The 11,916-nt window shown below is 51.9% G+C and carries 14 protein-coding genes; 9 read left to right on the forward strand and 5 right to left on the reverse strand.

Annotated features, from left to right (window positions below):
• Positions 1-3 precede the first annotated feature (3 nt).
• The 4 genes from D6029_RS20065 to D6029_RS20080 all read right to left on the reverse strand — a co-directional run bounded on the left by D6029_RS20065 (position 4) and on the right by D6029_RS20080 (position 3,906).
• The gene (locus tag D6029_RS20065; RefSeq protein ID WP_120066457.1) at positions 4-783 is read right to left on the reverse strand and encodes a glycine betaine ABC transporter substrate-binding protein; all 780 of its coding nucleotides are present in this window, start codon (positions 781-783) and stop codon (positions 4-6) included.
• A gap of 517 nt (positions 784-1,300) precedes the next feature.
• Positions 1,301-1,702: a VOC family protein gene (locus D6029_RS20070; protein ID WP_120066458.1), complete on the reverse strand. Its 402-nt coding sequence runs from the start codon at positions 1,700-1,702 to the stop codon at positions 1,301-1,303.
• Positions 1,703-1,704: 2 nt separating this feature from the next.
• Positions 1,705-2,880 (reverse strand): MFS transporter, encoded by a 1,176-nt coding sequence (locus D6029_RS20075; RefSeq protein ID WP_120066459.1) that lies wholly within the window; start codon positions 2,878-2,880, stop codon positions 1,705-1,707.
• 114 nt (positions 2,881-2,994) lie between these two features.
• A complete protein-coding gene (locus D6029_RS20080) occupies positions 2,995-3,906 on the reverse strand; it encodes a LysR family transcriptional regulator (RefSeq protein WP_120066460.1) in 912 nt (303 codons plus the stop codon).
• A gap of 102 nt (positions 3,907-4,008) precedes the next feature.
• On the opposite strand from D6029_RS20080, the gene D6029_RS20085 reads away from it, so the two are divergent.
• The 6 genes from D6029_RS20085 to D6029_RS20110 all read left to right on the forward strand — a co-directional run bounded on the left by D6029_RS20085 (position 4,009) and on the right by D6029_RS20110 (position 8,491).
• Entirely contained in the window at positions 4,009-5,115 is a 1,107-nt protein-coding gene (locus tag D6029_RS20085) for an alkene reductase (protein ID WP_120066461.1), read from the forward strand.
• A gap of 3 nt (positions 5,116-5,118) precedes the next feature.
• Positions 5,119-5,838, forward strand: coding sequence for an SDR family oxidoreductase (locus D6029_RS20090; protein ID WP_120066462.1), 720 nt, complete (start codon positions 5,119-5,121; stop codon positions 5,836-5,838).
• Between the two features lie 15 nt (positions 5,839-5,853).
• Positions 5,854-6,270 carry an ester cyclase gene (locus D6029_RS20095; RefSeq protein ID WP_208642700.1) on the forward strand — a complete coding sequence of 139 codons (417 nt, stop codon included), beginning with the start codon at positions 5,854-5,856 and terminating at the stop codon, positions 6,268-6,270.
• 583 nt (positions 6,271-6,853) lie between these two features.
• On the forward strand, positions 6,854-7,411 hold the full coding sequence (locus tag D6029_RS20100) for an OsmC family protein (protein WP_120066464.1): 558 nt from the start codon (positions 6,854-6,856) through the stop codon (positions 7,409-7,411).
• A gap of 155 nt (positions 7,412-7,566) precedes the next feature.
• Entirely contained in the window at positions 7,567-8,136 is a 570-nt protein-coding gene (locus D6029_RS20105; RefSeq protein ID WP_120066465.1) for a TetR/AcrR family transcriptional regulator, read from the forward strand.
• Positions 8,137-8,152: 16 nt separating this feature from the next.
• Positions 8,153-8,491, forward strand: coding sequence for a carboxymuconolactone decarboxylase family protein (locus D6029_RS20110; RefSeq protein ID WP_016246488.1), 339 nt, complete (start codon positions 8,153-8,155; stop codon positions 8,489-8,491).
• A 29-nt stretch (positions 8,492-8,520) separates the two neighbouring features.
• Here D6029_RS20110 and D6029_RS20115 read toward each other — a convergent pair whose 3' ends face one another.
• Entirely contained in the window at positions 8,521-8,850 is a 330-nt protein-coding gene (locus D6029_RS20115; RefSeq protein ID WP_120066466.1) for a thioredoxin family protein, read from the reverse strand.
• A gap of 219 nt (positions 8,851-9,069) precedes the next feature.
• Here D6029_RS20115 and D6029_RS20120 point away from each other — a divergent pair, with 219 nt between their 5' ends.
• The 3 genes from D6029_RS20120 to D6029_RS20130 all read left to right on the forward strand — a co-directional run bounded on the left by D6029_RS20120 (position 9,070) and on the right by D6029_RS20130 (position 11,780).
• The gene (locus D6029_RS20120) at positions 9,070-10,176 is read left to right on the forward strand and encodes an alkene reductase (RefSeq protein WP_120066467.1); all 1,107 of its coding nucleotides are present in this window, start codon (positions 9,070-9,072) and stop codon (positions 10,174-10,176) included.
• A gap of 65 nt (positions 10,177-10,241) precedes the next feature.
• Entirely contained in the window at positions 10,242-10,943 is a 702-nt protein-coding gene (locus D6029_RS20125; RefSeq protein WP_116162960.1) for a DsbA family oxidoreductase, read from the forward strand.
• A gap of 63 nt (positions 10,944-11,006) precedes the next feature.
• Entirely contained in the window at positions 11,007-11,780 is a 774-nt protein-coding gene (locus tag D6029_RS20130; RefSeq protein ID WP_120066468.1) for an SDR family NAD(P)-dependent oxidoreductase, read from the forward strand.
• The last annotated feature ends 136 nt before the right edge of the window (positions 11,781-11,916 follow it).

Consider the following 11,916-nt stretch of genomic DNA (forward strand, 5'->3'; position numbering starts at 1 on the left):
AGGCTATTCCTGATAGTGGTGTTGATGCCAGATTTCAGCGGCCTGACCGGGGGTTTTATTTTTTCGGCAGATGAGATAATCCAGCTCGCTGATGACGGTATTACCGGGTGATAAAGCCTGAAGCTCAGCAAGTAACTGGGGTTCGAATGTCTCTGTTATCGATTTGGACGCAATCAGCGTAGCTTCATCCTGTCCGCCAAGTAACCCTTTTGGCTCTTCTAATGCCCGGATGGTATATCGGTGATGCAGGAACTGCGGATGCCACAAGGGAATAACGAGCCAGCGCTGTTCGCTGACAGCCTGCTCAAAAGTGCTGTAGCACGCCGATTCACTGCCATTTTCAAAATAATAACCGGAATCGGCAAGTTGATATTCCTCGATCATTGTACGAGAAAAACGGCTGATCCCGGCCCCCGGGTTAATACCCAGGATCCGTTTTTCCATTTTCAACAGGACATCGGGTCTGAGTAAGTCTTCAACAGAGCTCACATCGCTGACGGGGACATAATCAGGGACTCCCCATATACAGTAAGGATGATACAGGACTGTTAATTTAACCGTATTATCCTGATAAGGGGCCAGATAGACATCGTGGCTGGCAGGGAGCCAGGCTGAAACGAGCATGTCCACTTCTCCTTTCCCATAGCGCTTAAACATCTCTTCATGAGGGCTGGCTGTCATTTCAACCTGCCAGCCATATTTTTCAAATACAGTACAAACCAGCGCTGCACTGGCCGCGTGGAAACTTAAATCAATATGACCGATACGAAGTGTTTTTTTCATGCTCGTCCTCAAAGGAATAGAGTTGGATAAAAAAAACGCTATGCTGTATTAGCCATAGCGTAAAAGTAACATTTCTGTTACTACGTCGAACTTTAATACCGGGGCGCGGCTGAATGATATTTTTGATTCAGTATGCGGACTCACGGGAACCATCACCAACAAAGCAAATCCACTCTGGTCTTTATCACTGTGTAGAACCCAATATAACTATCACAGCAGTGATGCCTGTTAATTTATAGTAAGAGACAGAATGTCTTATTAATGCCGTTAAAATCTCAGGTTAGAAAATAGCGTAAATCGAACCGCTTAAAAATAATGACTGAACGATAAGACTTATCTTTCAAACGTGAAAATAAGCGGGATAACTGGCCCCCAATTTGCCCGTTATCCCTGCACAGTTGTATTTTGGTTCGCTATCCCGCCGTACTGACTGCAACGGATACCACCCTAAACCAGGCGCTGACAGTAGAGTGACATGCGTACAGACTCGAACCGCTTCAGAAAATGGCATTGTCCTTCAAGAAGTTGATTCCGGTACAGGTTCACTGAACACCGCTTCAACTAACTGCCCTCCGGGGGCTCGTATAAACACTCGCCGCTCCTGAATATCAGCCAGGTCCATCAGGGAATAATGTATCCCAAGACCCTGGAGTTTTTCCCGAAAGGCACCGTAACCTTCGAGATGAAATGCCACATGGTCAATACTTTCTTTTAACGCCGCAGCGGGTAACGGGTACCCTTCGTCGCCCGCAGGAATAATATGCACCAGCGGTTTGTCCTGTGCATATAACCAGTAACCGGGAATGCGGTTGCTGATAAGACCGGGGCGTGCCCCGGGCTGTAAATCAAAGACTGCGATAAAAAAGTCTCGCGTGGCGTCCATGTCACTGCTTCGGAATGTCGCATGGTCGATGTACATCGTTACCTCGCGGCCTGGACTTTCAGGCCAGTGGTACGACGGTTAAACAGCACAAACGCAATGCCGGCCACAGGGATCAGTATCGCCACCCACGGAATACCTGCCGCGCCGAGGGCACTGTCGACGGTCAGACCACCGATAATCCCGCCCAGTGCATTCGCCAGGTTGAAGGCTGAGATATTAGCGGTACCGGCCAGTTCCGGTGCAGTACTGCCATGTTTCAGTACGCTCATCTGTAATGGCGGGACATTACCGAATGAGGCAATGCCGAACAGGAACGTCGCCACCATAAACAACCAGTAATGGCTGCTGACCAGGCCAACAACAATCAGTGACGCGACCATCAGGACCGGCCATAAAAGCTGCGCCTGGCGCAGGTTGCGGTCTGCTGTCATACCGCCGATATGGTTACCCACCACGAGGCCCAGCCCGACAACAAACAGCAGTACGGTTAACGCCTGTACGCTGTAACCTGCCACCTGCTCTGCCAGTGGTGCAATGTAACCATACAGCGTCATAAAGCCCGTCCAGCACAGAACGGTAATCGCAAGGCTTGCCAGTAACGGGCCATGACGGAATACCGCCAGCTGCTGACGGACACTTTTACCCGGCTCAGGAGGCTGGCGCTGAATGGTCAGCATAATAGCAACCAGCGCCACCGCACCCAGGGCGGAGACAACATAAAACGTCACGTTCCAGCCGAAGATATTGCCAATCCAGGCCCCGAACGGCACACCCAACACGTTGGCCAGCGTCAGCCCGGCAAACATTTGCCCCACAGCGCGGCCCGCAAGATTCTGTGCCACCAGACGCGTTGCGACCACCGCACCGATACCGTAAAACGGCCCCTGTACCAGGCCCGCCAGCACCCGGCTGACCAGCAGCACCGAATAACTGGTGGATAAGGCGCTGACGAGGTTTGCGGCAATAAACATCACCATCAGTCCGGCCAGGACATTACGTTTTTCAAAACGGGCGAGCCACAGCGTCAGCACCGGCCCACCGATAACAATTGCCATCGCGTAAGCGGTGATAACGTTTCCCGCCTGACCGTCGGTGATATTAAGGGAGTGCGCCATGGTGGTGAGTAACCCGGCGACAACAAACTCGGCGGTGCCAATAGCAAAAGCGGATAAGGTCAGTATCCAGACCTGTAAAGGGATACGTTGCGGTTTCATAAGTGACTCTGACAGATAAATGATGAGAGTCATTCTGGACTAAAGAATCACTTTTGATAATTGCAGTAATATGGAATGGATTATTTTGTTTTTATGAATAAACCTGTTGCCGGATCATTCATTATCCAGCCAGTTGATGAAAAACTCGCTGAAAGCCGTCACCTGCAAAGGCTGAAAACGGCGTTGCGGGTAGACAAACTGGAGGCCAACCTGTTTTTTGTCATGGCGACTGAAACCGATAAAGGTGTCGGCAAATAAGACGATGAGCCGCCCCTGTTCGACATCGCGCTTCACATCCCACCATGATTTGCTGGCGATACCCGCCCCGGCCAGCACCCACTGGCGCAAAAGGGCACCGTCATCACACACCATGGCTGGCGTGACCCGCACCATGGAGGGCACATCATGCGCTTCAAAACGCCACTCGTTCATTGGCGTGCCGCGCTGCTCCATCACCAGGCAACGATGCCCGTGCAGGTCATCCGGATGCACAGGTGCTCCATGTGTTTCAAGATAGCTTTTTGACGCAACCAGCACCCGATGATTGGGGCGGATAAATTTCGTCACCAGATTGCTGTCCGGGAGGTTGCCGAAGCGCACGCTCATGTCCAGACGGTTGGCAATCAAATCCACCACACTTTCACTCAGATAGACAAAGCTTCTGACTTCAGGATGCAGGCGGGAAAAATCGAGCAGTGCGGCCGAAAGATACTGCCGGCCAAAATCTGATGGCGCTGAAATACGCAGGCTGCCGCTGAGCATCCCGTCTTTCTGTGTCAGTTTCGACTCGGCCTGCGCCATTTCCTCCATCACGCGAAGTGCGGCGTGGTAAAAATCCTCACCGGCACGTGTCAGTGCAATTGCCCGGGTGGAACGATTAAACAGCCGGGTCTGATAGCGTTCTTCCAGTGCCTTTAACCGGGCCGTCATGGTGGCAGGAGAAAGATTCATCCGCCGTCCCGCTGCGGCCAGTCCACCCGCCTCCACGACTTCCACCAGTAACGTCATATCTTCAAACTTGCCCATTATTCCGTTTTCCTGAAAATAGAATCAGTTATTCCCGCCATTATCAAAGCGACGCGCAGGACGTAAAGTCAAGTCATAACTGACCGCCCTGGAGAACAGAACATGCAACAACAACCGCTTTTTGAAACCACACAGATTGGCCATCTTGAGCTAAAAAACCGTATTGTGATGGCGCCGATGACCCGTGCACGTACCGCGCAGCCGGGCAATATCCCCACTGCACTGATGGCGGAGTATTACCAGCAACGCGCCAGTGCAGGTCTCATCATCACCGAAGCGACGCAGATTTCTCCGCAGGGTCAGGGTTACTCCTGGACGCCGGGGATCCATTCCGCTGAACAAATCGCAGGCTGGCGTCTGGTGACCGATGCGGTTCATAAAGTGAACGGCAAAATCTTCTCTCAGTTGTGGCATGTGGGGCGTATGTCTCATGAAAGTTTTCACCCGGACGGAAAGCCTGTTGCCCCTTCAGCATTGTCACCGGAGGCACAGGTGTGGGTAGTTAACCGCGAAGGTGTGGGTGAAATGGTTGACTGCCCGGTCCCGCGTGAACTGACCCATGGCGATATTCAGCAGGTGATTGCGGATTACCGCCAGGCGGCCATCAATGCTATGGAAGCCGGATTTGACGGTGTGGAAGTCCACGGTGGCAACGGGTACCTGATTGACCAGTTCCTGCGTCGCTCCTCGAATAAACGGACCGATGAATATGGCGGCAGCCTGGCAAACCGCGTGCGTTTCGCTCAGGAAGTGCTGGAAGCCATCAGCGACGCCATTGGTGCAGAGCGCACCGGTATTCGCCTGGCGCCATTTATCACCCAACGTGGCATGGACGACCCACAGGCCATCGAAGCGATTCTGGCGCTGGCGGCCTGGTGTGAAACAAAGGGCATCGCCTTTATTCATCTGGCTGAAGCTGACTGGGATGATGCACCGCAGGTGCCTTATGAGTTCCGTGAAACCCTGCGGGCAACCTTCAGCGGTGCCATTATTGTGGCGGGGAATTACACCCGTGAAAAAGCCGACAAACTGCTGGCGGCGGGTGTGGTGGACCTGGTGGCCTTTGGTCGCCCTTTTATCGCCAACCCCGACTTCCCGCGCCGTCTGAAACAAAACCTGCCGCTGGCAGAGATGGGCAATCCGGCAACGCTGTTTGGCGGTACTGAAGTCGGTTATACCGATTATCCGTTCCTGACGACTGAGGTCTGAATCATGACACAACGCACACTCATTCTTGGTGGCGCTACGGGGATTGGTTTCGCCGTGGCACAGCTTCTGGCAACCCGTGGGGAGCATATTATTCTTGCCGGTCGCCATCACGATAAACTTCAACATGCCTGTCAGCAACTTCAGACAACCGGTGCGACAGCGGAAAGCCTGGTACTGGATATCGCCGATGAAGCGCAACTTGAGCGCCTGGCCCGGACGCTTGAACCGGTGGACAACATTGTGGTGACGGCGGGCTCCCAGGCGCCGGGTGGCGCATTCACCACCCTGGATTTGAAGACCGCAAAACAGGCGTTTGATACCAAATTCTGGGGCAGTCTTGCGGTTGCCCGTCATCTGAGCGGGAAAATTAAACCCGGAGGAACACTGACCCTGACCAGCGGTTTTCTTGCCCGTCGTACCGTTCCCGGCACCCTGGTGAAAACCACGATGAATGCGGCTCTGGAAGCTGCAGTGAAAATGCTGGCAAAAGAGTTATCTCCTCTGCGCGTTAACGCCATCAGTCCGGGGCTGACAGATACTGAAGCCTACGCAGGTATGGCTCCGGAAGCACGTGAACAGATGCTGGCGCGGGCGGCAGAAAATCTACCGGCCAAAAGGTATGGTCGTGCAGAAGACCTGGCAAAAGGGTATCTGTTTGTCATGGATAACCCCTTTGTCACCGGCTCGGTAGTGGATATTGAGGGTGGGGCCCTGATTAATTAACCCGGAGAAATGAAGATGACTCACCTGGATGTGGTTAAAGCCTATTTTAAATACTGTGTAGACGGAAAAGATGTCGAACGCGTGAATGAATTTTTTGATGAAAACGTGGTGATTCATCGTCCTGACTGCCCCGGGCCACTAGTCGGTCTTGAAGTTTTTAAAAAAGGGCTGCGCGAGAATGTGACCGACCGCTATAAGACTATTGTGACGACATTTCAAAAAGAGGTTGTTGCTGACGACCAGGTTGTTGTGGCCCTGACTCATGTGGCGACAGGCTCTAATACGTGGAACGGTTTTGACGTCAGAGGCAGGGATGTCACCTGGACCAGCCTGACCTATTTCAGGTTCAATACATCCGGCAAAATTGTTGAAGAAATAGTGGAGCGTAATGAATTAAATATGGCGCGTCAGTTAGAACTCGTTGATTTTTAATCGCTAAGCTATAAGAGAAATACAGGGCTGTTTTATGTGAAATGGTAAAGCAGCTCTTTTTTTGCTACTGCAGATATGTACATTTTTCTTATTGAATACACAGATGCACAAGCATCCGTCCTGAATAACAAAACGATTAATCTGGCCCAAGTCCTGCAGTGCATGTGATTTGCTCCCATAACTCAAGATACCTCGATATAAGGATGCATTCCGAACTTCCGGTTTTCGCTCACAGCTGACCTCCCGCACAGTTAGCTATTCCGCTTAGTGCCAATAACGGACATAGTAAGCACAACTGAGGTGCTGATTAACTGGAGTTGGTCGGTTGAAATCGACGTGATAACCAGTCAAACAGGGTTGGGTTTTCTGAGTTTTCTATTTATGTACAACAATATTGAGCTATTTGTGGTTAAGGCTGCTCAATAACATAATCAACGTGCAATAAAGTGTTTGTCGTGGCTGTCTGCACTCTTTTTCATAAAACAGTGGACAAGTCTAGCTTACGCCGCTAACCTACCTACTAGTTGATTGGTTGTCGCTAACGATAACTACACTCTTTCCTTAAGAAATCCCTGGAGCCATTATGTCTACTACCGTTAAACCTTCTGCAGCCGCACTTGCGATCCACAATACCCGTGAAGCCGTACGCACTCAGCCTGGCCTGGGTAATCTGACTTTCCAGATGAAAGCCCGTTCCAACGGCGGGTTAACCGTTCGCACGGAAACCGGCGCCACTATTCAGAACGGTATTGTTGATGACAGCCGTGTGGGTAAATTCTCCAATATCGGGGATGAACCTGCAGGTTTACTGGGTACCGATACCGGGATGAGCCCGACCGAATACATTATGCAGGCGCTGGCGGGTTGTTATACAGCCACTCTGACTATGATGGCCGCTGAAAAAGGCATCGACCTTGACGGCATTGAGATGGATCTGAATTTCGATATCGACCTCAATGGCTTCCTCGGTCTCAACAGCACTGTGCGTAAAGGTGCTAAATCCATTCGCGTTGATGTTCACCTGACGAGCAAGACTGCAAGTCGCGAGGAGTTAGAAGCGCTGGTCAGCGAAATGAAAAATACTTCACCTATCCATGACACGCTGGCTAACCCTGTAGAAATGATTACACGCTTAGTGTGAATGAATGATCTGACGTAAAAAACGTAACGATGCCATCACGAAAACCAGGATGGCCGTTACCATCAGGACAGAACAATAGTTAGTCAGTGATACACCTTGCTACCCCAAAAATGCAGGAATATAATCTACCAACTAGTAGATTATATGGAGCAATTATGACAACCATGACGCGGGAAAGGCTGCTCAGTGAGGCCGAACATCTGATGCGCGAAAAAGGCTATTCGGCATTCAGTTATGCTGATTTGTCTAAAATTGTCGGTATTACCAAGGCCAGCATTCATCACCACTTTCCGACCAAAGATATTCTGGGCGAAGAAGTGGTGATTCAGGCATTGGCGGATACTCAACGCGTGTTTGAACAGATTGAGGCCTCAGAAAAAACCGCAGCGCAAAGAATCGCTGCTTATGTTGACCTTTTTGCACAGAGTCATCGCGCATCACTGTTACCGCTGTGCTGTGCATTGTCAGCTGAGACAGCCAATCTGCCCAGCAACATCACTGACCAGACGTCGCGCTATTTCGATATGCAGATTGAGTGGCTGATGAGCGTTGTTTCACGTGGAGTTGCTGCCGGTGAGATTGCGCCGCAAGGTGAACCCTCTGACCTGGCTTTGATGATCATTAACCTTTGCGAAGGTGCAAGCGTCGTGGCACGTGCTACGGCAAGGCCAGAAGTTTTTAGTAGCAGCCTCAAATACATAAAGCTGCTCCTTAATACCCGTTAATCCGGAGATTGACAAAATGTTAGACTGGAACAATTACCGCACAGATTTAATGCAACGCCTGGGTGAACTCGGCAAGCTAACCCCGGATACCATGAAAGGCGTGGTTGCTCTGGGAAATGCAGGCAACAAAACAGATCTTCTGGGTGCTAAAGTTCGCGAACTTATTGCACTGGCGTGCGCAGTTACCACGCGCTGTGACGGCTGTATTGCCTTCCACGCTGACGCTGCCGTGAAAGCCGGCGCAACGGATGCTGAAATCGCCGAAGCACTGGGCGTTGCGATCAACCTTAATGCGGGCGCGGCTGTCATTTATTCAGCACGTACCCTGGATGCAGTAAGCCAGGCTCGCGGTTAAGCGTTAAATATTTCCTCTTTAAAAGGGCATTATTGCCCTTTTTTTATGTCCGCAATTGCCTGCGCATATACCGCAGGCGATTTCACACCCGGTATGCGTTTTACCAGTTGTCCTTCATGAAATATCAGTACCGACGGTAGACCCCATATTTCATATTTGGTCGTCAATACCGGCGCCTGATCGACATTGACCTTTCCTGTCTGGATATCATCATCGAGCCGTTCTACAAACAGACTGAACATCTCTTCGCTTGCCTGGCAGGGCGGACACCACGGAGCAGAAAAACGCACGACTGATATTCCCTCGTACTGTTCTATCTGCCGGAAATTATCTTCGTTATAAGACGTTAACTTACGCATGTTGATGACCTCAATGAGTTCGCGGGCGTTTACGCAGGTGGCCGTTGCGTTAAACAAATATCGTAATGGTTTTCGTTGACCTACCTACTAGATGGTTGGTATAGTGCCAGCCATCAGATGTTTACGCAACTGCAATCCGACGATGTTCAGTCGGTGAGTCTGCCGGACGTTGTCATTCCCCTGTGGGGATAAACCATTTTTGTCTTTGTGAGGTCCACGATGAGTACGCTGTTCACCCCCTACAACCTGTCTGGCATGACATTAAAAAATCGCGTGATCATGGCGCCGATGACGCGCACCCGCACCATGAATGACGTACCGGACGAGGTCGTGGCTTTGTATTACGCACAGCGCGCTTCCGCTGGTCTGCTCATCACCGAAGGTATGCCTGTTTCAGAAGAAGGCCGTGGCTATCTCTATACTCCGGGCATTTACAATGACGCACACGTTCAGGGCTGGCGTAAGGTGACGAAAGCGGTTCATGCCAAAGGTGGCCGTATTTTCGCCCAACTCTGGCACGTCGGCCGTATGTCTCACACCACTCTTCAGCCGGGCCACATTGCACCGGTTTCAGCGGGCACCGTTCAGGCGGTCAATACCACTGTTTTTGCGCTGACCGAATCCGGCGAGCCGGGCCCGGTTGTGCCAAGCCAGCCACGCGCACTGGAAACCCATGAAGTGAAACGCATCACCGCCGACTTTGTACATTCCGCGCGTCTGGCGATGGAAGCCGGTTTTGACGGCGTGGAAATCATGGCGGCGAACGGGTTCATCTTTGACCAGTTCCTCAGCAGCGAATTAAACACCCGCAACGATGAATACGGCGGCTCCGTGGAAAACCGTCAGCGCTTCCTGCTGGAAACTATTGATGCCGTGGCTGACGCGGTGGGTAACAGTCACGTTGCCGTGCGCCTTTCTCCCTTCGGCCGTATTTATGACCTCGCACCGTATGAAGGTGAAGAGAAAACCTGGGAAGCCATCACCGACGCTCTCGGTCAGCGCGAACTGGCCTATGTGCACCTTTACTATCAGCCGGTGTACACCAAAGCCCCGCTGCCGGAAGGATTCCGCCGCCGTTTCCGCAACACGTTTAAAGGCACCATCATCGCTGCAGGTGGTTTCACTCGCGATATCGCCGAACAGGCACTTGAAGCCGATGAGCTGGATTTAGTGGCGTTTGGCGTCCCTTACATCGCCAACCCTGATCTGGTCGAAAGAATGCAAAACGGCTGGCCGCTGGCAGAAAGTGACCGTACCACGTACTACGGCGTCAGTGGTTCTCCGGAAAAAGGCTATACCGATTATCCGGTCTGGCAGGCTGAATAAATCCAGTGCAGGCGCCGTTCTTCGGGAAGTTAACGCGTCTGTCCCACAATCTTTGAGGAGTCATCATGAAAACGCTTAAACCTACTCTCACCATTGATATCTGGTCAGATTTAGTCTGCCCGTGGTGCTGGATTGCTAAAAAACGATTTGAACAGGGGCTGAACAGTTTTGAGTTTCGCGATCAGGTGGTGATCCGTCATCACAGCTACCGTCTGGCTGGCGGTACCCCAACAATGCCTTTCAGAGAGGCCATCGTGAAAAAGCTGGGTAGCCAGCATTCGGCAGAACTGATGATGAATCAGGTGGAGACCGCCGGTAAATCTGAAGGCCTCACCTACAACTTCGACACCATGATGTTTGGTGATACCGAAGATGCGCACACCCTTCTGACTGCCGCGCGTAAAGCTGGAATAGCGGATGCCGTCGAAGAACGCTTTTACCGCGGCAGTATCACTGAGGGTCGCTCTCTCTTCGACCGTAATGAACTGGTTGCACTGGCCGTTGAAGCGGGCATGGCAAAAATCGACGCTGAAGCCGCTCTTGAAAACGACGACTTCCGTGCTTCCGTTGCCGGAGATGAAGCTCATGCACGCTCCATCGGCGTCAGCGGTGTCCCGGTCTTTGTGATGAACGAAAAATACGCTATCAGCGGTGCTCAGAGCGCAGATAACTTTTTGAACGCCCTGCGTCAGGTATGGGATGAGCAGCAAACTGAGTTTTCAGCCACTGCGGGTCAGACCTGCGGAACCGAAGGCTGCAGCATTTAGCCCGTCAACCGTCGGCACTGACCGTGCCGTCAACTTCTTACCTGTAAATAGCGGAGTATGAAAATGAGTGAATTTTTTAAAGGTAAAAAACTACTCGTCGTCGGCGGCACCAGTGGCATGGGACTGGCTGTCGCGCGCATGGTGCTCGAAGCAGGCGGTAGTGTTGTTCTGACCGGCAATAAAAAAGACAAAGCGGAAGCCGTGCAAAAAGATCTGAGTCCACTGGGCCCGGTTGCGGTTATCGCGGCAAACCTTATGACAGAAGAAGGCATGGAAACTATTCGTCAGGAAATCAACACCAACCACCGCGATATCAGCCTGATGGTCAATGCTGCCGGGATTTTCATGCCCAAAGATTTCACCGAGCACAGCTTTGCCGATTACGACATGTATCTTTCGCTGAACCGCGCCACGTTTTTCATTACGCAGGACGTCGTAAAGAACATGCTGGCGGCGAAGCTGGAAGGATCTATCGTCAACGTCGGGTCGATTGGCGCACAGGCTGCGCTGGGTGACTCGCCGTCTTCTGCCTATTCCATGGCAAAAGCGGGTCTGCATGCCCTGACGCGTAATCTGGCGATAGAGCTGGCCAGTGCCGGGATTCGAGTGAATGCCGTATCACCGGGAATCGTGCATACGCCAATTTATGAAGGGTTCATGGATAAAGCCGACATCGCCGATGCGATGAAGTCTCTGAACGACTTCCATCCGTTGGGGCGTGTCGGGACAGCGGAGGATGTAGCCAATACCATGCTGTTCCTGCTGTCTGATAAAGCATCATGGGTCACCGGAGCTATCTGGGACGTCGATGCCGGCATCATGGCCGTCAGACGCTAATCAAAGCACGTTCAAATGAGCCGCCCCTCACCGGGCGGCATTTTTTTGCAGGCCTGACGCTGGATCCCCCGCGCCTGACTATCGCATCGGAAAATCACAATATCCGCCAGACCGCTACTTCCGCCAACCGTTGAGG

It is taken from the genome of Buttiauxella izardii (genome assembly GCF_003601925.1).
Taxonomy (GTDB): domain Bacteria; phylum Pseudomonadota; class Gammaproteobacteria; order Enterobacterales; family Enterobacteriaceae; genus Buttiauxella; species Buttiauxella izardii.

What these genes read in the sequence shown, in the direction of transcription:
- D6029_RS20115 (WP_120066466.1), bottom strand. Translation starts at nt 8,850, where the DNA reads ATGCGTAAGTTAACGTCTTATAACGAAGATAATTTCCGGCAGATAGAA.
- D6029_RS20105 (WP_120066465.1), top strand. Translation starts at nt 7,567, where the DNA reads ATGACAACCATGACGCGGGAAAGGCTGCTCAGTGAGGCCGAACATCTG.
- D6029_RS20125 (WP_116162960.1), top strand. Translation starts at nt 10,242, where the DNA reads ATGAAAACGCTTAAACCTACTCTCACCATTGATATCTGGTCAGATTTA.
- D6029_RS20075 (WP_120066459.1), bottom strand. Translation starts at nt 2,880, where the DNA reads ATGAAACCGCAACGTATCCCTTTACAGGTCTGGATACTGACCTTATCC.
- D6029_RS20110 (WP_016246488.1), top strand. Translation starts at nt 8,153, where the DNA reads ATGTTAGACTGGAACAATTACCGCACAGATTTAATGCAACGCCTGGGT.
- D6029_RS20070 (WP_120066458.1), bottom strand. Translation starts at nt 1,702, where the DNA reads ATGTACATCGACCATGCGACATTCCGAAGCAGTGACATGGACGCCACG.
- D6029_RS20065 (WP_120066457.1), bottom strand. Translation starts at nt 783, where the DNA reads ATGAAAAAAACACTTCGTATCGGTCATATTGATTTAAGTTTCCACGCG.
- D6029_RS20090 (WP_120066462.1), top strand. Translation starts at nt 5,119, where the DNA reads ATGACACAACGCACACTCATTCTTGGTGGCGCTACGGGGATTGGTTTC.
- D6029_RS20095 (WP_208642700.1), top strand. Translation starts at nt 5,854, where the DNA reads ATGACTCACCTGGATGTGGTTAAAGCCTATTTTAAATACTGTGTAGAC.
- D6029_RS20080 (WP_120066460.1), bottom strand. Translation starts at nt 3,906, where the DNA reads ATGGGCAAGTTTGAAGATATGACGTTACTGGTGGAAGTCGTGGAGGCG.
- D6029_RS20085 (WP_120066461.1), top strand. Translation starts at nt 4,009, where the DNA reads ATGCAACAACAACCGCTTTTTGAAACCACACAGATTGGCCATCTTGAG.
- D6029_RS20100 (WP_120066464.1), top strand. Translation starts at nt 6,854, where the DNA reads ATGTCTACTACCGTTAAACCTTCTGCAGCCGCACTTGCGATCCACAAT.
- D6029_RS20130 (WP_120066468.1), top strand. Translation starts at nt 11,007, where the DNA reads ATGAGTGAATTTTTTAAAGGTAAAAAACTACTCGTCGTCGGCGGCACC.
- D6029_RS20120 (WP_120066467.1), top strand. Translation starts at nt 9,070, where the DNA reads ATGAGTACGCTGTTCACCCCCTACAACCTGTCTGGCATGACATTAAAA.